Genomic DNA, 22,470 nt, shown 5'->3' on the forward strand with positions numbered 1-22,470 from the left:
TCGACCGCCCGCGCGGCCGCGGGGGCGCCCGCGGCCGTGGCTGCGGTCCCTCATGCCGTGGCCTCCGCCTTCCGTGCGCTCCCGGGCGCGGTGCGCGGCGCGGGCGGGCGCAGCACCTCGTACTCGTTGAGGTCCACGCGCCGGGTGGCGGCGCGGAACTCCGTGGTGGTGCCGGGCCAGATCGTGGTGTTGACGCCGTGGTCGTCCAGGTACCAGCTCGTGCAGCCGCCGGTGTTCCACACGGTGCGCTTCATGCGGTCCTGCACGCGGCGGGTCCAGGCGTTGACGGCGCTCGGCCGGGCGACGAGGGCGGCCCGGCCGCCGAGCACGTCGAGCTGGCGGAGGTAGTCGGCCAGGTAGTTCAACTGCGACTCGATCATGAGGATCATGGAGGAGTTGCCGAGGCCGGTGTTGGGGCCGATGACGGTGAGGAAGTTGGGGAAGCCCGCCGCGCTCGCGCCGCGCAGCGACTTCATGCCGTCCTTCCAGGTCTCCATGAGCGTGCGGCCGTCGTCGCCCACCACGCGGTCCGCGATCGGCATGTCCGTGACGTGGAAGCCGGTGCCGAAGATGATCGCGTCGACCTCCGCCGCGGTGCCGTCGGCGGCCACGGCGGTGGACCCGCGCACCTCGGCGAGCCCGCTCGCGACGACGTCCACGTGGGGCTGCGCGAGCGCCGGGTAGTAGCTGTTGGAGAGCAGGATGCGCTTGCAGCCTATGCGGTACGTGGGCGTCAGCTTGGCGCGCAGGGCCGGGTCCTTGATGGCCCGGGCCATGTTGCGTTTGGCGAGGCTCTCGACGAGGCCGAGCTCGTTCGGGCGCTTGGTGAACGCCTGCACCTGGAGCTCGCGGATGCCCCACAGCAGGCCGCGGCGCGCGTACGTGGTGAACGGCAGTTGGCGGTGCAGCCAGCGCTCGACGCCGGTGATGGCCCGGTCGGCGCGCGGCAGCACCCACGGCGGTGTGCGCTGGAACAGCGTCAGACGGCGGACGTCGCGCTGGATCTCCGGCACGATCTGGATCGCGGAGGCGCCGGTGCCGACCATGGCAACGCGCTTGCCGCGCAGGTCGTAGCCGTGGTCCCAGCGGGCGGAGTGGAAGACCTTGCCGGGGAAGGACCCGAGGCCCGGGATGTCCGGCGTCCTGGGGTCGGACAGCGGTCCGGTGGCGGAGACGACGACGTCGGCGGTGAGGGTGCCCCGGCTCGTCTCCAGCTCCCACAGCAGCCGCTCGGTGTCCCAGCTCGCCCGCAGCACCTCGGTGTCCAGGCGGATGTGCGGGCGCAGCCGGAAGGTGTCGGCGACCCGCTCCAGGTACTCCCGGATGTGCTCCTGGCCGGAGAAGGCGCGCGGCCAGTCGGGGTTGGGCGCGAAGGAGAACGAGTACAGGTGGGACGGCACGTCGCAGGCGCAGCCGGGGTAGCTGTTGTCGCGCCAGGTGCCGCCCACGGCCCCGGCCCGTTCCAGGACCAGGAAGTCCGTGACGCCCTCGCGGCGCAGCCGGACGGCGGCGCCGATGCCGCCGAACCCGGACCCGATCACCGCCACCCGGACGTGCTCGTGCGCCGCCGCCTGGCGCCGCCGTTCACTGTCGGCCATGCCCCGCCTCCCGAAGTCACGACTCTGCCAGTAATCGCTGGCACAATCGGGAGCGTAGAGCAGGCGCGTACCGATGGGTAGGGGGCGAGGGGGGAAAGTTACCGTCGGTACGGCTCTGGCCGACGCATAGGCTGCGGGGGTGGCGGAAGAAGTGGCGGACGCGGTGACCGGCGGGACGGCAGGGACAGACGGGACGGCAGGGACAGGCGGGGCCAGTGGCTCAGGGGCGGGCGAGTCCCGCGAGGGCGCGGCCCCGGTGCGCGAGTACCGCATGGAGGAGCTGGCCCGCGAGGCCGGGATCACGGTGCGCACCGTGCGCTTCTACCGCGAGCGCGGCCTCATCCCGCCGCCGCGCCGCGAGGGCCGCATCGCCTGGTACGACGACCACCATCTGGCGCGGCTGCGCACCATCGCCGCCCTGCTCGAGCGCGGCCACACGCTCCAGGGCATCGCGGAACTCGCCGAGGCCTTCGAGAAGGGCCGCGACGTCGGGGAACTCCTCGGCATCGACGGCCCGTCGGAGGAGACCCCGGTCCGCCTCACCCCGGAGGAGCTGGCCGACCGCTTCGCGGGCGAGGTCACGCCCGAGAACCTGGCCGCCGCGATGGAGTTCGGCTACCTGGGCACGGACGGCGACGACATCGTGCACATCAGCCGCCGCCTGCTGGACGCCTCGACCACGCTGGTCCGCAAGGGCGTGCCCCTCGTCGCCGTGATGGAGGCGGGGCAGCGCATCCGCGAGCACGCGGACGCTCTGGCCGAGCTGCTGCTCTCCTTCACCCTGGAGCACGCCGCCGAGCACCCGGAGCTGACGGTGGAGGAGCTGCGCCCGCTGGCCAAGAGCGTGGTCGAGGCGGAGCTGTCCCTGGCACTGGACCGGCGCCTGCACCAGGCGTGACACCGGACGCCCGGCCGGGCCCGGTGGCTCAGGCCGGCAGCCACCAGCGGGCCTTGTAGATGCCGCCGCCGGCCAGCCGGTACGTGCCCGTCGGCCGGTGCACGCTCACCCGCGTCGTCCACCAGGTCTCCTCCAGGCCGCTCTCCGGCACGGTGGAGAGGACCTGCCCGGCGCGCGGGTCGTTGCCCACGGCCTTCACCTTGGCCCGGTCGATCAGCTCGTGCCCGGCGTAGTTCCGATGGAACGCCCCGGTCCGCTTCTCGTACTGGAACACGGACGCGTTGGTCGTCACCCACAGCCGCCCCGGGCGCCCCGCCACCGGGAACAGGTCGTGGCCGCCCGCCGTCCTGCCCGGCACGGCCACCGGCAGCGGGGTGGCGAAGGCCTGGTCGAGCGCGGGCCGCGCGGGCGTGCCGCGCACCCGGTAGGCGACCAGCTCGTCGTCGCCGACCGCCCACAGGACGCGGCGGGTGCGGTCCCAGTGCAGGCCGTGCGCGCCCTTCAGGCGGGCCTCGGCGTACCGCGTGGCGTCCGGCCCGGACGAGGCGGCGTACAGGCGCACCAGCGCGCCGGTGCTGCACGCGACCGCGACGTTGCCGTCGGGCAGGACCTCGGCGCTGTGCGGGTTGAACAGGTCGTCGCCGGGGCCGAGCGCGGCGCCCCAGTGGCGGCGGCCCGACGGGTACTCCACCGCGGCCACGAACCCGAAGGACGCCGTCGTCAGGACCAGGGTCCGGCCCCGGTGCCGCCGCGGCTTGGCCTCGCAGGGGTAGACCCAGCTCTCCTCCGGCCGCAGGTCCGCCCAGCGCGGGTCGCCCAGCGGCGAGAACGCCCAGCGCACCACGGACGGATCGGCCACCGGGTCCCACTCCCGGCGCCGCGGGTCCAGGACGAGCAGGCGCCTGCTCGCCTGCTCGGTCACCAGGACGGGCGGGGTACCCGGGGGAACACCACCCGGGCCGCCCCCGCCGCGCACGGCCTCGGCGGGGGACGCACCGCCGCTCACGGCCCCGGCAGGCGACGCACCCAGCGCGCCCGCGCCCGCGACGGCCGCCGCCGTGATCAGAAACCCGCGTCTGGACAGTCCGGCAGCCATGAAGTCCCCTCACCCGGCAGGCGGTTGGCACGCTCGCCATGTACGCGACCGCAATCTGCCACGGCCCCCGGCGCGGGGACAGTGCCGCGCCGGACTTTCACCGGGGCGCGACCCGTTCGGGGCCGGCCGTTCACGCGCCGCCGGCGCGGCGCGCCGGTGACGTCACTAGTAGACGAGGGCGTCACTCGTGGACGAGGGGCATCACGCGAAGACGCGGACGTCACTCGTAGACGGCGGGCATCACGCGAAGACGCGGACGTCACTCGCAAAAAGGAACATCACTCGTAGACGACGGTCACCGGGGCGTGGTCCGACCAGCGCTCGGCGTGCGTCGCGGCGCGCTCCACGCAGGCCTTGACCGCGCGGCCCGCGAGGCCGGGCGTCGCGACGTGGTAGTCGATGCGCCAGCCCGTGTCGTTGTCGAATGCGCGCCCCCGGTAGGACCACCACGAATACGGACCCTCCACACCCGGGTGCAGGGCGCGCACGACGTCCTCGTACGCGGTGAAGACGTCCGACATCCAGGCGCGCTCCTCCGGCAGGAACCCGGAGTTCTTCTTGTTGCCCCGCCAGTTCCTGAGGTCCGCCTCCTGGTGGGCGATGTTCCAGTCGCCGCAGACGAGGACCTCGCGCCCGTCGGCGGCGGCGCGCTCCTTGAGCTCCTTCAGATACGGCAGGAACTCCCCCATGAAACGGTACTTCTCGTCCTGCCGCTCGGTGCCGACCTCGCCCGAGGGCAGGTACAGGCTCGCCACCGTGACGCCGGGCAGGTCCGCCTCCACGTAGCGCCCGCTGCCGTCGAACTCGGCCGACCCGAAGCCGACCCGGACCCGCTCCGGCTCGCGGCGCGTGTACAGCGAGACACCGGCGCGGCCCTTCGCCGCGGCCGGGGCGTGCGTCACGAACCAGCCCTCAGGCGCGCGGACCCCGTCCGGGAGCTGCTGCGGCTCGGCGCGCACCTCTTGCAGGCACAGCACGTCGGCGCCGGTCCCGGCGAGCCACTCCACGAACCCCTTCTTGGCGGCGGCCCGCAGCCCGTTCACATTCACGCTGGTCACAGTGAGCATCCCGGCACCCTACCGGCACACTGGACAGGGCCCCGCCACGCCTCCGGACCACCACCGCACCACGTAGGAATACGATGACCAGCATGAACATACGCCGCGTCGCCTTCGACCACCCCGACGCCGTCAAGCTCAACGACCGCGTCCAGGCCGAGTACGCCGAGCGCTACGGCGACGAGGGCGACGTCACGCCCCTCGACGCGTCCATGTTCCGGCCGCCGCGCGGCCTGTACCTCATCGCGTACGACGCCGCGGACGCGCCGGTGGCGACGGGCGGCTGGCGCGCGATGGACGAGAACGGCGAGGGCTACGCGGACGGCGACGCCGAGATCAAGCGCATGTACGTGGTGCCGGAGGCGCGCGGCCTCGGGCTCGCGCGGCGCATCCTGGCCGCGCTGGAGGAGGACGCCCGCGAGGCGGGGCGGCTGCGGATGGTCCTGGAGACCGGCACGAAGCAGCCCGAGGCGATCGGCCTGTACACCTCCAGCGGCTACGACCTCTGCCCCCGCTTCGGCTACTACCGCTTCCACACCCTGAGCCGCTGCTACGCCAAGCCCCTCCGCTGACCGCCCCCGACCCACCCGTAACACCCGACTCCGCCGCCGCAGGGTGGGCACAGCCCCAGGTGCCGAGCGACTGTCTCACCAGGGCCGGCAGCAGGCAGCCGGGCCGAGCCGGGGCAAGGGCCGCGCCCAGGGCCGACCCGGCGCCCAGCCGGGGCAGGCACGGCGCCCAGCCCGGAGGGCACGGCCCCCGGCCGAAGGGGCCAAGGCGCCGCGGAGGGGTGCCTCACCCCTCCGCCGCCAGCGCGGCCACCTCCCCCCGAGCCCGCGCCAGCCCCCGCACCGCCGCCTCCCGGAACCGCCCCAGCCCCGCCACGTCCCCCGCCCGCGTGAACTCGGCCCGCACCACCCGGACCTCCCCCTCCGCAACCCCGAGGTTCACGAAGTACGCCCGCAGATAGGGCACCTGGAAGTCCCACCCGGCACGCGGCGCCCCCGCCCCGTAACCGCCCCCGCACGCCGCGACCACCACCACCCGCACCCCCGCGAGCAGCGACCCCCCGCCGTCCGGGTCGACGTACGCGCCGGGGAAGGTGATCCGGTCGATCCACGCCTTCAGGGCGGCGGGCACGGAGAAGTTGTACATGGGCGCGCCGACGAGCAGCGTCGTGGCCTCCCGCACCTCCGTGATCAGCGGCAGCGACACCGCCCACTCCCGCTCCTCGTCGGCCCCCTCGGCCAGCGCCGCGACCTTCTCCGGCGGCACCACGCCGTGCCGCTCGACCCGGGTGCCGAGCGAGACGTACCCCTGGCCGAGCGGCGGCACGGGCGCGGCGGCCAGGTCGCGGTACCGGCGGACGCCGTCCGGGTGCCGGGCCAGCCAGCCCCGCGCGTACGCGGCCCCCAGCTCCCTGGTCACCGACCCCGCGCGCCGGTCGGCGCTGGAGTCCACCTGCAGCAGGACGGGCGCCCCGGCCCGGCCCCGATCGGTCATGGTCCTCACTCCTGTCACCTCATGGCGGTTCGCTCCGTCAAGGCCGTGACGGGGCGGACCGGAGAAAGGTGACCGATGGCGGAAGAGGACGGGCGGCGCGAGCAGGACGGGCGGCGCGAGCAGGACGGGCGGCAGGAGCAGGACGGGCGGCAGGAGCAGAACGGGCGGCACGAGCAGGACGGGCGGCAGGACCTGGCGGCCCGCTTCGAGGCCCACCGCGGGCGGCTGCGCGCGGTCGCGTACCGCATGCTCGGCTCCGCCGCCGAGGCCGACGACGCCGTCCAGGAGACCTGGCTGCGGCTGGCCCGCACCGACGTCGGCGCGGTGTCGAACCTGGCCGGATGGCTGACGACGGTCGTCTCGCGCGTCTGCCTGGACACGCTGCGTACGCGTGCCGCGCGGCGGGAGGAGTTCCTGTCCGACGAGGGCGCCCTCGACCGCGTGCCCGCCCCGGACGCGCCCTGCCCCGAGGAGGAGGCCGTCCTGGTGGAGTCCGTCGGCCGCGCCCTGCTCGTGGTCCTGGACACCCTCGGTCCCGCCGAGCGCGTGGCGTTCGTGCTGCACGACTCCTTCGCGGTGCCCTTCGACCGGATCGCGCCCATCGTGGAGCGCTCCCCGGTCGCCACGAAGAAGCTGGCGAGCCGCGCCCGCCACAAGGTGCGTGGCACCCCGGCCGGGCCCGCCGCGGAGCCGGCCCGCGGCCGCCACGTCGTCGAGGCCTTCCTCGCCGCGGCCCGCGGCGGCGACCTGACGGCCCTGCTCGCGGTCCTGGCCCCGGACGTGGTCCGCCGCGCCGACGCCGCGGCGCTGCCCCCGGGCGCCCCGGCGGAGATCCGCGGCGCCGAGGCCGTGGCCCGCGAGACGGTCCTGCTCACCGGCAACGCCCGGGCCGCCGCCGTGGCCCTGGTCGACGGCCGCCCCGGCCTGGTGGTGGCGCCCGGTGGCCGGCTCCGGTGCGCCCTCACCGTCACGGTCGAGGCCGGCCGGGTCACGGCGTACGACGTCATCACGTCCCCGGCCCGCCTGCGCGCCCTCGACCTCGCGGTCCTGGAGACCTGACGGCCCGTACGGCCCCGCTCCGGACCCGGCGGCCCAGCGGGGCGCTGTCGCGCAACGCGAAGATCCCGCCCGATCTTCCGATCGGACGGGATCTTCATGTGCAGTGGACCTGAGGGGATTTGAACCCCTGGCCCCCTCGATGCGAACGAGGTGCGCTACCGGACTGCGCCACAGGCCCTTGCAACGAGTGAAACTCTAGCACCCCCACCCGGGTGCTTGGAAATCCGTTCCCCCGCTGGTCAGCCACCGGGAGGGACCGGGTGCCGCGGGTGTGCCGTGGCTCACTCGTTCGCGGCGCGGGGGCGGCCGTCCGCCGCGTCGTCGTACTGGTCGAAGAGCGGGGTGCGGCCGCGCTCGCGGGAGCGGCGGGCGGAGGCCGCGCGGCGGGCGTCGCTGCGCGCGTCGTCGGCGGCCGGGGGCCGCGCCTCCGCCTTCTCCGGCTCGGCGTGCCGCTCCGGCGCCGGGTGCTCCGCCGCCTCCCCGGCGGCCGGTTCCACCGTGCTCGACCGGGCCGAGCTCCAGGTGTCGGGCGCGCCCAGGTCGACGCTTCCGGGGGCGCGCGGGGCGACCGGGGCCGTCACGTACGTCGGCAGCGGCACCGGGACCGGGTCCCAGCTCTCGCCCTGCCCGGGGGTGCGCCGCTCGCGCTGCTGGTCCACCCACTCGGCGTGGTCGGTCTGCTCGACCAGCGCCCGGCGGTCGGCGGCGAGCGCGGCGAGTCCCGGCTCGGGCTCCGCGACGGGCTCCGGCTCGGCGGGTTCGGGCTCCTGCTCGTGCCGGTGCGGCTGCCGCTCGCGCAGCCGCTGCGCGGCGGCCTCGGCGCGGCGCCGGTCCATCACGTACGTGAACCGCCGCCGCTCCTGGCGCCGCAGATAGACGATGTACGCGCTCAGCAGCGCCGCGGGCACGCCGGGCGCCCACAGGAACGCGACCCCGCCGACGGCGGCGACGACCGCGCCGAGCGTGAAGGCGAGGAAGAGCATCACGGTGGTGCGGCGTCGGCGCGCGAGCACCTTCGAGCGCCGGGCGCGCGCGGCGGCCTCGGCGGCGCGGCGTCCTGCCTGCCGCTCGTCGCCCTGCCGCCCCGCCCCCGACTGGGCGGGGACCGGCGCCCGGGCGCCCGGGCGCTGCGCGTGGTCGGCGGCCCGGCTGTGCGGAACACGGCGCTCGCGCTGGTCCTCCGCGTCTTCCGGGCCGGGGGCGGGGTCCGGCGCCTGGGCTTCGGGGGACGGTTCCGTCGGGGGCCGGGTGCGCTGCCGCCCTGGCGCCCGGCCGCGGGGCTCGGTCGCCACCCCCTCGTCGGGGAGCATGGCGAAGGCCCGGACGTCCACCGAGTCGGTGACGGCGTCCGGGTCGGCGCGCGACTCCTCCTCCTCGGACGGATCGGGCGTGCGCGCCTGCAGGTCCTTGGCGTACCGGCGCTCCATACCCGCTCGTCCGGACAGCAGCCGGATGGCGGTGCTGAAGCGTTCCGTCGGACGGGCTTCATTGAGCTCGTCCTGCCTACGGAGCCACATCGGCACCAAGTAGGCGGCCCAGGCCCCGACGATGACTGCGTAGAAGAGGCCGCTGCTGCTCACGCCTCACACGGTAGAGGGGTTTTGTCGAGGCCATCCGCCAATTGGGCCGGTGTGTCGCACGATCTGGCTGATATCTCAAACTTTTTTTGCGACTGGTGCGATCAACAGGCCGCTCCCCCAAGGCTTTTAACGGAGGCTCATCCGCGTTTTTCGAACAGGTATTTCAATTATGAGAGAGGCAGCATCACGCCTCCGGGGGCGCGCGGCCCGCCCCAACTCGCGCTGCCCGCACCCCTAAGCGCCTGGTGGGGGCGGCGCCCGCGCCCCCGCGTGGGCGCCGCGCTACGCGGTGTGGCGGGGCCGCGCCTGGTGCCAGCGGTGCAACAGCCCCTCCGGGACCTCCTCCGCGGTGAGCGCGAACACGAGGTGGTCGCGCCAGGCGCCGTCGATGTGAAGATATCGTGGACGAAGCCCTTCCTCGCGGAATCCGAGCTTCTCCACCACCCGGCGGCTCGGCGTGTTCTCCGGCCGGATGCACACCTCGATCCGGTGCAGGCCCACCGTACGGAAGCAGTGGTCGACGACGAGCGCGACGGCGGTCGGCATCACCCCGCGCCCCGCGACGGACTCGTCCACCCAGTAGCCGACGTGCCCCGAGCACATCGACCCCCAGGTGATCCCGGCGACCGTCAACTGCCCGACGAGCCGCCCCCGGTAGTCGATGACGAACGGCAGCATCCGCCCCGCGCCGGCCTCCGCCCGCAGGTGCCGCACCATCTGCCGGTACGTGGGCCGGTGCGCGGCCGGGCCGCCGGGCGCGGGCGGCGGGATGGTGGCCTCCCAGGGGCGCAGCCAGTCGCGGTTGCGCCGGTTGACCTCGCGCCAGGCCCGCTGGTCGCGCAGCTTTATGGGGCGGAGGGTGACGTCACCGTCCGTCAGCTCGGCGGGCCAGGCGGGGCCGTTCAGCTCGCACCCCCGTCGGTCCGGGGGTGGTCGCCGCCGCGCACCTGGTCGACGGCGTGGACGAGGAGCGGGCGCAGGACCTCCAGACCGTCGCGTACGCCGCCGCTCGACCCGGGCAGGTTCACGATGAGGGTCCGGCCCGCGACCCCGGCCAGGCCCCGGGAGAGCGCGGCCGTGGCCACCTTCCCGCGGCCGTACGCGCGGATCGCCTCCGGGATGCCGGGCACCTCGCGGTCGAGGACGGCGCGGGTGGCCTCGGGCGTGCGGTCGGTGGGCGAGATGCCGGTGCCGCCGGTGGTGAGGATGACGTCGTACCCGGCCTCGACCCCGGCGCGCAGCGCCTGCTCCACGGGGTCCCCGTCGGGCACGACCCGGGGCCCGTCGACGGCGAACCCGAGCGCGGTGAGCCCTTCGGCGAGGAGGGGGCCGCCCTTGTCGGCGTAGACCCCGGCGGCGGCACGGTTGGACGCGGTGACGACGAGGGCGCGGTAGGGGGCGCGCGCGGCGCCTTCCGCGGCGCCGGGGGCGCCGTGTGCGCCGGGCGTGGCGCTCATGCCCCGGCTCCCTCGCGGGTCCACGTGCCGGACTTGCCGCCCGTCTTCTCCTCCACCCGTACATCCGTGATGACGGCCCCCTTGTCGACGGCCTTCACCATGTCGACGACCGTGAGCGCGGCGACGCTCACCGCCGTGAGGGCCTCCATCTCCACGCCCGTGCGGTCCGTCGTCCTCACCGTGGCGGTGATCTCCACGGCGTCGTCCGCGACGGACAGCTCGACCTGCACGCCGGAGACGGCCAGCGGGTGGCAGAGCGGGATCAGGTCGGGGGTGCGCTTGGCACCCATGATGCCCGCGATCCGGGCGGTCGCCAGGGCGTCGCCCTTCGGCACGCCCTCGCCGCGCAGCAGCTCGATCACGCGTGGCGCGACCAGGACGCGGCCGCCGGCGCGCGCGGTCCGCGTGGTCACGTCCTTCTCGGATACGTCGACCATGCGGGCGGCGCCCGCCTCGTCGATGTGCGTCAGTCCCTGCTGGGTGCTCATGTGCTGTGGCGCTCCTGGTCCGGGCCCCGCGCGGGCGCGCGGCCTGCTGTGCGCGACACCGTACCCCCCGCCCGTCGCGCGTGACCGACCCACCCGAGCCGGGCGCTCTCTCCCCCGCCGGGTCATTCTCCCCCCGCCGGGTCATTCTCCCCCCGCCGGGCCGGGTGCGGCACGGGTCCCGCGCGGCCGTGCCGCGCCCCGGGCCGGGCGTCAGCCCAGGAGCACCACGTCGACCTCGGCGCCCGGCTCGACCGACGTCGCGGCCTCGGGCACGACGATCAGCGCGTCCGCCTGCGCGAGGGCGGCGACGAGGTGGGACCCGGCGCCGCCGACGGGCGCCACGGTGCCGGCGGCGGCGTCGTGGCGGCCGCGCAGGAACTGGCGCTTCCCGGACGGCGACCGGAGCGCTTCGGGGGCCTCCAGGCGGGCGCGCGCGGTGGGCCGGTGCACGTCCGGGAGCCCCATCAGCGCCCGCACGGCGGGCCGGACGAACAGCTCGAAGGAGACGTACGCCGACACGGGGTTGCCCGGCAGCGCCAGCAGCGGGGTGTGGTCGGGGCCGATCGCGCCGAAGCCCTGCGGCTTGCCCGGCTGCATGGCGAGCCTGCGGAACTCCACGCCGCCGCCCGCCCCCAGGCCCCCCTCGTCGTCCGGGTCGCCGACGGCCGAGAGTGCCTCCTTCACGACGTCGTACGCGCCCACGCTGACGCCCCCCGTGGTGACCACCAGGTCGGCGCGGATGAGCTGGTCCTCGATGGTGGCGCGCAGGGTCTCGGCGTCGTCGGCGACCGCGCCCACGCGGTAGGCGATCGCCCCGGCCTCGCGGGCGGCGGCCGTGAGGGAGAAGCTGTTGGAGTCGTAGATCTGGCCGGTGGCCAACGGCTCGCCGGGCTGCACCAGTTCGCTGCCGGTGGACAGGACGACCACGCGCGGGCGCGGGCGCACCGTGACCGTGCCGCGGCCGATCGCCGCGAGCAGGGCGATCTGCGGGGCGCCGAGGACCGTGCCGGCGCTCAGGGCGCGGTCGCCCGCCCGGACGTCGCTGCCGCGCGCGCGGACGTGGGCGCCCGCCTGCGCCGGGCGGTACACCCGGACCTCTCCGGAGGCGCCCTCGGGGGCCGCGCTGTGGGCGCGCATGCCGGAGACGGGGCCGTCGCCGAGCCCGCCGTCGGTCCACTCCACGGGCACCACGGCCTCGGCGCCGGGCGGCAGCGGGGCGCCGGTCATGATGCGGGCGGCCTGGCCGGGGCCGACGGTGGGCTGCGCGCCCTGCCCGGCGGCGACGTCCCCGACCACGGTCAGGACGGCGGGGAACTCCTCGGCCGCGCCCGCGACGTCGGCGGTCCGCACCGCGTACCCGTCCATGGAGCTGTTGTCGAAGGGCGGCAGCGACACGGGCACCGTGACGTCCTCGACCAGGACGCAGCCCTGGGCGTCGAGGAGCTGGAGCTCGATGGGCTCCAGCGGGCGGACGGCGGCCAGGATGTCCTCCAGGTGCTCGTCCACCGACCAGACCGGGCCCGGGCCGGAGCCCGGGGTGCCGTGGCCGGTGTCCTGCCCGTGGGGCGCCCGGGTGCCGTCGTGCGTCGTCGTGCCGCTGCTGCTCACGTGCTACATCTCCTCGGTGACGTAACTGCGAAGCCAGGCCTTGAAGTCCGGGCCCAGGTCTTCACGTTCGCACGCGAGTCTGACAATGGCACGCAGATAGTCGCCACGGTCCCCGGTGTCATAGCGGCGGCCCTGGAAGACCACGCCGTGCACCGGACCGGCGACCTTCTCGTCCGCGGCGAGCTGCTGGAGCGCGTCGGTGAGCTGGATCTCGCCGCCGCGGCCGGGCTCGGTGGTGCGCAGGACGTCGAAGATGTGCGGGTCGAGGACGTAGCGGCCGATGATCGCGTAGTTCGACGGGGCGTCCGCCGTCTCCGGCTTCTCGACCAGGTCGGTCACCTTCACGACGTCGCCGTCGCCGGTGGCCTCGACGGCCGCGCAGCCGTAGAGGTGGATCTGCTCGGGCGCGACCTCCATCAGCGCGATGACGCTGCCGCCGCGCTGCTCCTGGACGTCGACCATGCGCGAGAGCAGCGGGTCGCGCGGGTCGATCAGGTCGTCGCCGAGGAGGACGGCGAAGGGCTCGCGGCCCACGTGCGGGGCGGCGCACAGGACGGCGTGACCGAGTCCCCTGGGGTCGCCCTGGCGGACGTAGTGCATGGTGGCCAGGTCGCTGGACTCCCTCACCCGTGCCAGCCGGGACTCGTCGCCCTTCTTCTCCAGGGCCGACTCGAGCTCGTAGTTGCGGTCGAAGTGGTCCTCCAGGGGGCGTTTGTTGCGGCCCGTGACCATGAGGACGTCGTTCAGGCCCGCGGCGACGGCCTCTTCCACCACGTACTGGATCGCCGGCTTGTCGACGACCGGCAGCATCTCCTTGGGAGTGGCCTTGGTGGCGGGCAAGAAGCGCGTACCAAGACCTGCTGCTGGGATGACAGCCTTGGTGATCTTGGGGTGAGACTCAGTCATGCCCGTCACCATATCCGGTGCCTATGTCTTGAATCGGTGGCTCCGGAATATTCAGCCCACATGTGAGCGGAATAGGAAGGATGTGTGAGTTCGCCATGGACCAACCCGGCTCGGACAAGGGAAGCAAGCGCACCTTGCGCGCAGAGATCCTCGCGGTGAGGGGACGGTTGCCGGAGGGTGACGCGAAGGAGGCGGCCGCGCGCCTCGCCCGCCGCGCGCTGGAGCTGCCCGAGCTGGCCGCGGCCCGCACGGTCGCCGCCTACGTCTCCGTGGGCGGTGAACCGGGCACCCACGCGCTCCTGGACACCCTCCACGCGCGCGGGACCCGCGTCCTGCTGCCGGCGCTGCTCCCGGACAACGACCTGGACTGGGCAGCGTACGCCGGACCGGACTCGCTGGCCCGCGTCCAGCACCGGGGGAAGATCGCCCTCCTGGAGCCCACCGGGCCGCGCCTCGGCCCGGACGCCGTCCTGGAGGCCGACGCCGTGCTCCTGCCGGGGCTCGCGGTGGACGAGCGCGGGATGCGCCTCGGGCGCGGCGGAGGCTCCTACGACCGGGTCCTGGCCCGGCTCGAGCGGGCGGGCGCCGATCCGGCGCTCGTGGTGCTCCTGTACGACACGGAAGTGGTCGTGCGCGTCCCCAGGGAAGCGCACGACCGCCCGGTGCGCGCCGTCGTGACGCCCTCGGGGGTGCGCCGCTTCGGCTGACGCCGGCGGTGGCCGGCCCGTGGCGGGAGCCGGCGCCGTCGCCGACGGCCCCCCGTGACGGCCCTGGGCAACGCGAAAGGGCCCTCCACGCGCGCGTGGAGGGCCCTTTCCGTGTCACCTGCCCGTCAGGGCTTCAGCACCAGGGTGTCGCTGGTGCTGTCGTCGACCGCCTTCTTGGAGTAGGACCACGGCAACAGCTCGCCCTTGACCCACTTGCTGGTCTGGTCGGTGTAGTGGTCGCTGTAGGCGTGGCCGGAGGCACCGGTGAGGTTGATCCACCTGGACTTGTCGAAGTCCTTCAGGTTCACGACCATCCGCATCGACGGCACCCAGATGACGCCGTAGCCGCCCGCCGCGTTCCAGCCGGTGGCGTTGACCGTGGCCTCGCCGCCGCCGAGCTTCCAGGGGCCGCGGTTGAGCACCCACTTCAGCCAGCCCGGGCCCTCGGTGCCGAGGGTCTGGTTCTTCAGCTCCAGGCGGTGCAGCCGGCCCCAGGTCCAGGTGTCGATGTCCTTGCCGAGCTTCGCGGTCAGGTCCCAGCGGGCGTCCTTCATGGCGCGCGCGAAGAGCTGGTCGCGGTTCTTGGTCTCCGCGTCCGTGCGGCTGCCCGGCGTCTTCCACCAGTCGTTCTTCTCGTCGTCCAGGATCTTGCGGATGACCTCGAAGTAGCGGTCGCCGCCGTCGGGCTGCGCCGACTCCGGGTCGCGCTGGCCGCACTCGCGCACGGTCTTCGCCTCGTCGGCCGGGCCGGTCTGGGTGGCGGGCTTCACGCTCAGGCACTGGCCCTTGACGCGCAGCTCCTTGGGCAGCTTGTTGCCGATGGAGAGCTGGAGGATGCTGCGCCACACCGCGTTGAAGTAGGCAGCCGCCTGCGAGTCGGCGTCCTGGGTGTAGTCCCAGCCCTCCAGGAGCTTCTGCGCCTCCCGGACGTGCTTGTCGCCGATGTCGACCTTCAGCAGCCTGGGCACGAGCAGGCGTGCGATCTCGCTGCTGTTGTCGGTCTGCATCAGCCGCATGTCCTCCGTGGAGATCTTGCCGCCGTTCTTCGTCTTGGCCTTGATCAGGTCCTCGATGCGCTGGCTGCGCGCGCCGTAGCCCCAGTCCGTCGTGAGCTTGTACGGGTACTTCTTGCTGTCGACGACGGCCTGGTTGGCGGTGACGATGTAGCCGCGCTCGGGGTCGTACTCCCAGGGCAGCTCGTCCTGCTCGATGTAGCCGTCCCAGCGGTACTTCGGGTCCCAGCCGGGGGCCGGCAGGGAGCCGTCGCCCTTCCCGCGCGTGGGGATCTTCCCGGGGGCCTGGTAGCCGATGTGGCCCTCGGTGTCGGCGTAGATCAGGTTCTGCGAGGGCACCTCGAAGGAGCGGGCGGCCTTGCGGAAGTCCTGGAAGTCCTTGGCGCGGTTGAGCTCGAAGACGGCGTCCATGGACTTGCCGGGCTCAAGGGCGGTCCAGCGCAGCGCGACGCCGTAGCCGTCGCCGCGGTCCGGGGCCGCCGCGTCGACCTGGGCCTTCCTGCCGACCTTGACCAGCTCGTCGTCGCGGTCGGAGATCAGCGGGCCGTTGTTGGTCTCCCGGACGGTGATCGTCTTGGTCTTGCCGCCCGCGACCTTGATCTTCTCCTCGCGGGAGACGAAGGGCTTCACCTTGCCGCCGTACTGGTAGCCGTCGGCGGTGAACTTCTCCAGGTACAGGTCGGTGACGTCGGCGCCCAGGTTCGTCATGCCCCAGGCGATGTCCTGGTTGTGGCCGATGACCACGCCCGGCATGCCGGAGAAGGTGTAGCCGCTGACGTCGTACGGGCACTGCGCCGAGACCGACCGGCAGTGCAGGCCCATCTGGTACCAGACGGAGGGGAGCTGCGGCGCCAGGTGCGGGTCGTTGGCGAGCAGGGGCTTGCCGGTGATGGTGTGGTCGCCGGAGACCACCCAGGAGTTGGAGCCGATGCCGTTGCCGTTCGAGCCGAGGCCCGCGTCCGGGACCTTGTCGAGCACGTCGGAGAGGCCCGAGAGCTGCGCCTGGTAGCCGCTGGGGGCCTGGGCGTTGCCCGCGACACCGGTGCCGGCCGTGCCGCCGGTCCCGGTACCGCCGGTGCCCGTGCCACCCGTGCCCGTGCCACCCGTGCCCGTGCCGCCGGTGCCCGCCGCGCCTCCGGTACCGGTACCGCCGGTACCAGTGCCGCCGGTGCCGGTGCCGGAGCCCGTGCCAGTACCCGTACCGGTACCCGTACCGCCCGTGCCGGTCCCCGACTGGCTGTCCGGCACGTCCCGGTCGGTGAACTTCTCGGTGACGGCGTCGTAGCCGCCCTCCTGGACGATCGGCTTGTTCCGGTCGTACGGGTAGTCCGGGTACAGGTCCTTGATCTGCGACGGGCCGAGACGGCTCGTCATCAGGGCGCGGTCGATCTCGTCCTGCATGTTGCCGCGCAGGTCCCAGGCCATGGCCTTGAGCCAGGCCACCGAGTCGACGGGCGTCCACTTCTCGGGCTTGTAGTCGTTCTCGAACTCGAGCGCCGCGTACTCGAGGGAGATGTCCTTGCCCTGCTTGCCGTCGAGATAGGCGTTGACCCCCTTGGCGTACGCCTGGAGGTACTTCTTCGTCGCGGGCGAGAGCTTGGAGTCGTACTCCTTCTCGGCCACCCGGTGCCAGCCCAGGGTGCGCAGGAACTCATCGGTCTTGACCTGGCTCTTGCCGAACATCTCGGAGAGCCGCCCGGAGGTCATATGGCGGCGGACGTCCATCTCCCAGAAGCGGTCCTGCGCCTGCACGAACCCCTGGGCCATGAACAGGTCCTCAGGGGTCTCGGCGTAGACCTGCGGGATGCCGTTGCCGTCGCGCTTGACGTCGACCGGCCCCTTCAGGCCGTCGATGTCGATCGTGCCCTTGGTCTGCGGGAAGGAGGCGCGGACGGTGCTGACGCTCCAGTACGCGCCGAACCCGATGCCTCCCACGACGGCCAGGACCAGGACGATCACGATCAGTCGGGCTCGGCGCCCCTTCTTCTTGCCGGACTTCCGGCCGGAAGAGGCGGTGGTGTTGGAGGGCATCGCTGTCCTTGCTGTCCTTCGCGAGCGGCAGGTCGGTGCTTGTGCGGGTCCTGGGAGTGCTGGAGCAACCATAGGCGCAGCGGGATACGGCCCCGGACGCGGTGTCCGAAACCAGTATCGAACGCACGGTCGACAGGGTGGGCGGGGCGCGGGAAACGCGTCAAGACGGCGTTAACGTTTAGGTAAAGTAACGAAGTACATGGCTCGCACGACGGAAGGAACGGCCCCTGTCTGTCCACGACCTCAACCAGCTTCTGCTCGTCTGCTCACTCGTCCTGCTCGTCGCCGTGGCCGCCGTGCGCGTCTCCTCGCGCAGCGGTCTGCCCAGCCTGCTGCTCTACCTCGGCATCGGCGTGGTGATGGGCCAGGACGGCATCGGCAACGTCACCTTCAACGACGCGCAACTGACCCAGGTGATCGGCTATGCCGCCCTCGTCGTGATCCTGGCCGAGGGCGGCCTCGGCACCAAGTGGTCTGAGATAAAACCCGTCCTTCCCGCGGCGGCGTCCCTGGCGCTCGTGGGCGTCGCGGCGAGCGTCGGAGTCACCGCCGCGGGAGCGCACTACCTGGTCGGGCTCGACTGGCGGCAGGCGTTCATCATCGGCGCGGTGGTGTCCTCCACGGACGCGGCCGCCGTCTTCTCCGTGCTGCGCCGCGTCCCGCTGCCCTCCCGGGTGACCGGCGTCCTGGAGGCCGAGTCCGGCTTCAACGACGCCCCCGTGGTGATCCTGGTCGTGGCCTTCTCCACCGCGGGCCCCGTGGAGCACTGGTACGTCCTGATCGGCGAGATAGCCCTGGAACTGGCCATCGGCGCCGCCATCGGCCTCTCGGTGGGCTGGCTGGGCTCCTACGGCCTGCGGCGCGTGGCCCTGCCCGCGTCCGGCCTCTACCCGATCGCGGTGATGGCCATCGCGGTGGCCGCCTACGCGGCCGGGGCCATGGCCCACGGCAGCGGCTTCCTCGCCGTGTACCTGGCGGCGATGGTCCTCGGCAACGCCAAGCTGCCGCACTGGCCCGCCACCCGGGGCTTCGCCGAAGGGGTGGGCTGGATCGCGCAGATCGGCATGTTCGTGCTGCTCGGCCTGCTCGTCACGCCGCACACGCTGCTCGACGACATCCTGCCCGCGGTGATCACCGGGCTCGTCCTCACGCTCGTCGCCCGGCCCGTGTCGGTCTTTCTGAGCATGGTGCCCTTCTCGATGCCCTGGCAGGAGAAGGCCCTGATGTCCTGGGCCGGCCTGCGCGGCGCGGTGCCCATCATCCTGGCCACCATCCCGATGGTGAACGGCGTCGAGAACAACGAGGAGATCTTCAACATCGTCTTCGTCCTGGTCGTCGTCTACACCCTGGTGCAGGGCCCCACGCTGCCGGGCCTCGCCCGGCTGCTCGGCCTCGGCAAGGGCGGGGGCCCCTCGGACCTCGGCATCGAGTCGGCCCCCCTGGAGCGGCTGCGCGGCCACCTGCTGTCCGTACCCGTACCGGACGGCTCACGGCTGCACGGCGTCGAGATCAACGAGCTGCGGCTGCCCGCGGGCTCGGCCGTCACCCTGGTCGTCCGGGAGGGCACCTCGTTCGTGCCGCTGCCGACGACCGTGCTGCGCCGCGGCGACGAGCTCCTGGTGGTGGCGACGGAACCGGCCCGCGACGCCGCGGAACGCCGCCTGCGCGCGGTCTCGCAGGGCGGCAAGCTGGCGGGGTGGCTGGGGGTGAACGGGGGGCAGCGGTAGGGCTGGGGGTTTGGTGGGGTGGGTGGGGCCTTGGTGAGCTGGGGCCTCGGTGAGCTGGGGCCTCGGTGGGCCGGTGGGGGTTCGGGGGGCCTGGGGCGGCGGGGGCGGCTGGCGTGGCTGGAGGGCTGGGGCGGCGGGGGCGGCTGGCGTGACTGGAGGGCTGGGGCGGCGGGGGCGGCTGGCGTGGCTGGAGGGCTGGGGCGGCGGTAATCGTAGGTGGCGGGCGTCTCACCGCTTGTGAACGCAGGCCCCATTTGCCACACGCCTGTATCATGAAGGCGCACTCGGTGCGTACCGCCAGGCGCTGCACAGCGCCGTCCGGGGCGTGCCGAGGCGCACGTACCGACCCTGATCGAACCAACTCTGTCTGACGCAGAGCTGGCGCGACCGTATGGCGGCCGCGGCGCCCTCGCAGTGGGCAGCCCGGTATCTACCGCAGTTCTGCGCTAGAGGACAGCTCTCGGCGCCCCCGCACGGGCGCGCTACCAGGCAGCAGAAAGGCAAGGGCCGTGGCATCCACGGTCACCGAAACCCGCCCGGGCTACGGACAGTTGCTGCGCACCCCGCGCGCCTGGACCTTCCTGCTTCCAGGCTTCGCCGCGCGACAGCCGTTCGCGATGCTCACCCTCTCCATCGTGCTGCTCGTGCAGCACACCACCGGCTCGTACGGCGCCGCGGGCGCCGTGTCGGCCGCCACCGGCGTCTCCATGGCGCTGTTCGCACCCTTCAGCGGCAAGCTGGCCGACCGGTTCGGGCAGCGCGCCGTGCTCGTGCCCGGCGTCCTCGTGCACGCGGCCTCCGGCGTCACCCTCACCGTGCTCGCGCTGTCCGACGCGCCCCTGTGGGCCCTCTTCGTCGCGGCGGTGCCCACGGGCGCCTCCACGCCGCAGATCGGCCCCATGGTGCGGGCCCGCTGGGGCGCCAAGCTCCAGGGCACGCCGCTCGCGCAGACCGCCGCCGCCTTCGAGTCCGTCACCGACGAGCTGACGTTCGTGCTCGGTCCGCTGCTGGCGACCGCGCTCTGCACGGGCGTCACCCCGGCCGCGGGCCTGCTCACCGAGGCCGGCCTGACCCTGGTGGGCGGCCTGCTGTTCGCGGCCCAGAAGAGCACCCAGCCGAAGCCGTCCGGCACGGGCGACGCCCACGCGCGCGTGGGCCACGACTCGGCCCTGCGGGTGCCCGGTGTGCGCGTACTGATCGTGACGTTCCTCGGCATCGGCACGGTCTTCGGCGGCATGCAGGTCTCCCTGGCCGCCTTCACGGAGTCCATCGGCAAGCCCGGCCTGAACGGCGTCCTGTACGGCACGTTCGCCGCCGGCAACATGCTCTCCGGGGTCGTCTGCGGCGCCATCGCCTGGAAGGTCTCGCCGCAGCGCCGGCTCCTCGTCGGGTACGTGGCACTGACCCTGATGGCCTCGGGCCTGTGGGCCGCGCAGTCGGTGCCGCTGCTGGCCGGGCTCGGCCTGCTCGTCGGCGTCTGCATCGCGCCCGCCCTGATCACCGGCTACACCCTCGTCGACAGCCTGGTCGCGCCGGGCGCCCGCACGGAGGCCTTCACCTGGCTCACCGGCTCCGTCGCGCTCGGGCAGGCGGCCGCCGTCACGGTCGCCGGTCAGCTCGAGGACCGCTTCTGGGACGGCTCGGGGTTCCTGGTCCCGCTGGGCGGCACCGCGCTCGCCCTCGCCGTCCTCCTGCTGCTGCGCTCGCGGCTCGTGCCGCAGAGCCAGGGCCGCACGGTCGCACGTGGCGTGGGTCACCGCGAACCGGTGGCAGTGGACTGAACCCACGGAATACGTCACTATGGATCGTCGTTAGCACTCATCGAGTGAGAGTGCCAGGAGGAAGCAAGTGCCGACGTACCAGTACCAGTGCACCGAGTGCGGCGAGGGCCTCGAGGCGGTGCAGAAGTTCACCGACGACGCCCTGACCGTGTGCCCGAACTGCGACGGACGCCTCAAGAAGGTGTTCTCGGCGGTCGGCATCGTCTTCAAGGGCTCCGGGTTCTACCGCAACGACAGCCGCGGCTCGTCGTCCAGCAGCGCGCCCGCGTCGTCGTCCTCGAAGTCGTCCTCCTCGTCGTCCGACGCCTCGTCCTCGTCGTCCTCGTCGCCCTCGTCGTCTTCGTCCTCGTCGGACTCCAAGTCGTCGAGCGGCGCCGCCGCGTCCAGCTCTTCGGCCGCGTAGCACCGTCCGGCCCGGAGGGGCCCTCCCGGCGGCTGCCGGGCGGCACCCGCTCCCCGCTCTTTCGAAGGCCCTGCCGTCACCGGACGGCGGGGCCTTCGGCGCGTCCGCCTGTCGGGCGGGGGCGCGCCAAGCGGGCCGCCGTCTGTCCGCGGTACGTAGGCGGTAGGCGGGCCGTCTGTCCGCGGTACGTATGCGGCAGGCGGGCCGTCTGTCGCGGTACGCACGTGGCAGGTACGCGGTCTGTGCGCGCGGTATGCGCGTGGTATGTGCGCGGTATGTCCACGCGGCTAGGGTGCGGGCCATGACGAACACGGTGAGCACGGCGAACACGGTCAGCACAGTGGGCGCGGCGGACGCGCGGCAGGCCGAGATCGGTGTCATCGGCGGGTCGGGCTTCTACTCCTTCCTCGACGACGTCACCGAGGTGCAGGTCGACACCCCGTACGGCGCCCCGAGCGACTCCCTGTTCCTGGGCGACATAGCCGGACGGCGCGTCGCCTTCCTGCCCCGGCACGGCCGCGGCCACCATCTGCCGCCGCACCGCATCAACTACCGCGCCAACCTGTGGGCGCTGCGCTCCCTGGGCGTACGGCAGGTGCTCGGCCCGTGCGCCGTCGGCGGGCTGCGCGCCGAGTACGGGCCCGGGACGCTGCTGGTGCCCGACCAGTTCGTCGACCGTACGACGGGGCGCGCGCAGACGTACTTCGACGGGGTCCCGCTGCCCGACGGCACCGTGCCGAACGTCGTGCACGTGTCGCTCGCCGACCCGTACTGCCCGGCCGGCCGGGCCGCCGCGCTGAAGGCCGCGCGGGGCCGGGACTGGGAGTCGGTGGACGGCGGCACGCTCGTGGTGATCGAGGGGCCGCGGTTCTCGACCCGCGCGGAGTCCCGCTGGTACGCGGGGCAGGGCTGGTCCGTGGTGGGCATGACCGGCCACCCCGAGGCGGCCCTGGCCCGGGAGCTGGAGCTCTGCTACACCTCGCTGACGCTGGTCACCGACCTGGACGCGGGCGCCGCCTCGGGCGAGGGGGTCTCGCACGAGGAGGTCCTGCGGGTGTTCTCCGCGAACGTGGGACGGCTGCGGACGGTGCTCTTCGACGCGGTGGCCGGGCTTCCGGCGACCGGGGAGCGGGATTGCCTGTGCGCGGGGGCGCTGGGCGGCCTGGAGCCCGGGTTCACGCTGCCGTGACCGCGAGGCCGCCGGAGGCCTGCCGGAGGTCCGGCGGAAGTCCGGCTGAGGTCCGGCGGATGATCGCGCTCGGGTCCGGGACGCCCCGGAACTCCCCCTTCGGGTGAGGGAGTTGTCCACAACCGGCCGGTAGCGCACGGGGCCGAGCGGGATCGGCGGCGGGCCCGCATCGTGGTGGGGAATCCGAGTTCCTCGGCTCCGAGCATCCACACGGCGGGCGGTGGTCGTCATGACGCGTAACCCTTCACACACTCCTGCACCGGCCACCGCGCCCGTGCCCGCGTCGGCATGGTCCGGCCGGGCCACGGGCGCGGCGCGGTCCGGCCCGGTCACGGGCGCGGCGCCGCCGGGGCCCGGCGGACGGGGCC

The 22,470-nt window shown here is 73.7% G+C and carries 19 protein-coding genes and 1 tRNA gene; 8 read left to right on the top strand and 12 right to left on the bottom strand.

Translation table 11 applies throughout. The features are described from left to right. Positions 1 to 50 precede the first annotated feature (50 nt). Complete coding sequence (locus tag QK440_RS36735) at positions 51 to 1,598, bottom strand: NAD(P)/FAD-dependent oxidoreductase (RefSeq protein WP_282797610.1); 1,548 nt, start codon at positions 1,596 to 1,598, stop codon at positions 51 to 53. Between the two features lie 271 nt (positions 1,599 to 1,869). Here QK440_RS36735 and QK440_RS36740 point away from each other — a divergent pair, with 271 nt between their 5' ends. Further along, entirely contained in the window at positions 1,870 to 2,496 is a 627-nt protein-coding gene (locus QK440_RS36740; RefSeq protein WP_282797625.1) for a MerR family transcriptional regulator, read from the top strand. 28 nt (positions 2,497 to 2,524) lie between these two features. On the opposite strand, the gene QK440_RS36745 is transcribed toward QK440_RS36740, so the two are convergent. Together QK440_RS36745 and QK440_RS36750 are read right to left on the bottom strand one after the other, a co-directional pair. Beyond that, positions 2,525 to 3,592, bottom strand: coding sequence for a DUF6528 family protein (locus QK440_RS36745; RefSeq protein ID WP_282797611.1), 1,068 nt, complete (start codon positions 3,590 to 3,592; stop codon positions 2,525 to 2,527). 278 nt (positions 3,593 to 3,870) lie between these two features. Next, positions 3,871 to 4,659 (bottom strand): exodeoxyribonuclease III, encoded by a 789-nt coding sequence (locus QK440_RS36750; RefSeq protein WP_282797612.1) that lies wholly within the window; start codon positions 4,657 to 4,659, stop codon positions 3,871 to 3,873. A gap of 83 nt (positions 4,660 to 4,742) precedes the next feature. Here QK440_RS36750 and QK440_RS36755 point away from each other — a divergent pair, with 83 nt between their 5' ends. Beyond that, the gene (locus QK440_RS36755) at positions 4,743 to 5,222 is read left to right on the top strand and encodes a GNAT family N-acetyltransferase (RefSeq protein ID WP_282797613.1); all 480 of its coding nucleotides are present in this window, start codon (positions 4,743 to 4,745) and stop codon (positions 5,220 to 5,222) included. Between the two features lie 223 nt (positions 5,223 to 5,445). Here the strand turns inward: QK440_RS36755 and QK440_RS36760 are convergent, their stop codons facing one another. Continuing rightward, positions 5,446 to 6,153, bottom strand: a complete 708-nt coding sequence (locus QK440_RS36760; RefSeq protein ID WP_282797614.1) for an NAD(P)H-dependent oxidoreductase — start codon at positions 6,151 to 6,153, stop codon at positions 5,446 to 5,448. A gap of 75 nt (positions 6,154 to 6,228) precedes the next feature. Between QK440_RS36760 and QK440_RS36765 the strand changes: the two genes are divergently transcribed. Continuing rightward, positions 6,229 to 7,212, top strand: coding sequence for a sigma-70 family RNA polymerase sigma factor (locus tag QK440_RS36765; RefSeq protein ID WP_282797615.1), 984 nt, complete (start codon positions 6,229 to 6,231; stop codon positions 7,210 to 7,212). Positions 7,213 to 7,316: 104 nt separating this feature from the next. Here QK440_RS36765 and QK440_RS36770 read toward each other — a convergent pair. From QK440_RS36770 to galU, 7 genes are all read right to left on the bottom strand, one after another. After that, positions 7,317 to 7,390, bottom strand: a tRNA-Ala gene (locus tag QK440_RS36770). 103 nt (positions 7,391 to 7,493) lie between these two features. Further along, a complete protein-coding gene (glpR, locus tag QK440_RS36775) occupies positions 7,494 to 8,792 on the bottom strand; it encodes a gephyrin-like molybdotransferase receptor GlpR (RefSeq protein WP_282797616.1) in 1,299 nt (432 codons plus the stop codon). Between the two features lie 282 nt (positions 8,793 to 9,074). Then, positions 9,075 to 9,698 (bottom strand): GNAT family protein, encoded by a 624-nt coding sequence (locus QK440_RS36780; RefSeq protein WP_282797626.1) that lies wholly within the window; start codon positions 9,696 to 9,698, stop codon positions 9,075 to 9,077. After that, on the bottom strand, positions 9,695 to 10,249 hold the full coding sequence (locus QK440_RS36785; protein WP_282797617.1) for a MogA/MoaB family molybdenum cofactor biosynthesis protein: 555 nt from the start codon (positions 10,247 to 10,249) through the stop codon (positions 9,695 to 9,697). The genes QK440_RS36780 and QK440_RS36785 overlap by 4 nt, the downstream gene beginning before the upstream one ends. Continuing rightward, on the bottom strand, positions 10,246 to 10,737 hold the full coding sequence (gene moaC, locus QK440_RS36790; RefSeq protein WP_282797618.1) for a cyclic pyranopterin monophosphate synthase MoaC: 492 nt from the start codon (positions 10,735 to 10,737) through the stop codon (positions 10,246 to 10,248). Before moaC ends, QK440_RS36785 begins: the two co-directional genes overlap by 4 nt. A 210-nt stretch (positions 10,738 to 10,947) precedes the next feature. Continuing rightward, positions 10,948 to 12,243 (bottom strand): gephyrin-like molybdotransferase Glp, encoded by a 1,296-nt coding sequence (gene glp / locus QK440_RS36795; RefSeq protein ID WP_282797627.1) that lies wholly within the window; start codon positions 12,241 to 12,243, stop codon positions 10,948 to 10,950. A gap of 105 nt (positions 12,244 to 12,348) precedes the next feature. Further along, positions 12,349 to 13,251: a UTP--glucose-1-phosphate uridylyltransferase GalU gene (gene galU, locus QK440_RS36800; RefSeq protein WP_282797619.1), complete on the bottom strand. Its 903-nt coding sequence runs from the start codon at positions 13,249 to 13,251 to the stop codon at positions 12,349 to 12,351. Positions 13,252 to 13,346: 95 nt separating this feature from the next. Here galU and QK440_RS36805 point away from each other — a divergent pair, with 95 nt between their 5' ends. Further along, positions 13,347 to 13,958, top strand: coding sequence for a 5-formyltetrahydrofolate cyclo-ligase (locus tag QK440_RS36805; protein ID WP_282797620.1), 612 nt, complete (start codon positions 13,347 to 13,349; stop codon positions 13,956 to 13,958). A 125-nt stretch (positions 13,959 to 14,083) separates the two neighbouring features. On the opposite strand, the gene QK440_RS36810 is transcribed toward QK440_RS36805, so the two are convergent. Beyond that, positions 14,084 to 17,002: a penicillin acylase family protein gene (locus tag QK440_RS36810; RefSeq protein ID WP_282797621.1), complete on the bottom strand. Its 2,919-nt coding sequence runs from the start codon at positions 17,000 to 17,002 to the stop codon at positions 14,084 to 14,086. A 227-nt stretch (positions 17,003 to 17,229) separates the two neighbouring features. Here QK440_RS36810 and QK440_RS36815 point away from each other — a divergent pair, with 227 nt between their 5' ends. The 4 genes from QK440_RS36815 to QK440_RS36830 all read left to right on the top strand — a co-directional run bounded on the left by QK440_RS36815 (position 17,230) and on the right by QK440_RS36830 (position 22,102). After that, complete coding sequence (locus tag QK440_RS36815; protein WP_282797628.1) at positions 17,230 to 18,729, top strand: potassium/proton antiporter; 1,500 nt, start codon at positions 17,230 to 17,232, stop codon at positions 18,727 to 18,729. 509 nt (positions 18,730 to 19,238) lie between these two features. Continuing rightward, positions 19,239 to 20,510: an MFS transporter gene (locus QK440_RS36820; protein ID WP_282797622.1), complete on the top strand. Its 1,272-nt coding sequence runs from the start codon at positions 19,239 to 19,241 to the stop codon at positions 20,508 to 20,510. A 67-nt stretch (positions 20,511 to 20,577) separates the two neighbouring features. Then, positions 20,578 to 20,913 carry an FmdB family zinc ribbon protein gene (locus QK440_RS36825; RefSeq protein WP_282797623.1) on the top strand — a complete coding sequence of 112 codons (336 nt, stop codon included), beginning with the start codon at positions 20,578 to 20,580 and terminating at the stop codon, positions 20,911 to 20,913. Positions 20,914 to 21,214: 301 nt separating this feature from the next. Further along, positions 21,215 to 22,102 (top strand): S-methyl-5'-thioadenosine phosphorylase, encoded by an 888-nt coding sequence (locus tag QK440_RS36830; RefSeq protein ID WP_282797624.1) that lies wholly within the window; start codon positions 21,215 to 21,217, stop codon positions 22,100 to 22,102. Positions 22,103 to 22,470: the final 368 nt, after the last annotated feature.

The organism is Streptomyces sp. CC224B (assembly GCF_030010595.1).
In the GTDB taxonomy this organism is placed as follows: domain Bacteria; phylum Actinomycetota; class Actinomycetes; order Streptomycetales; family Streptomycetaceae; genus Streptomyces; species Streptomyces longispororuber.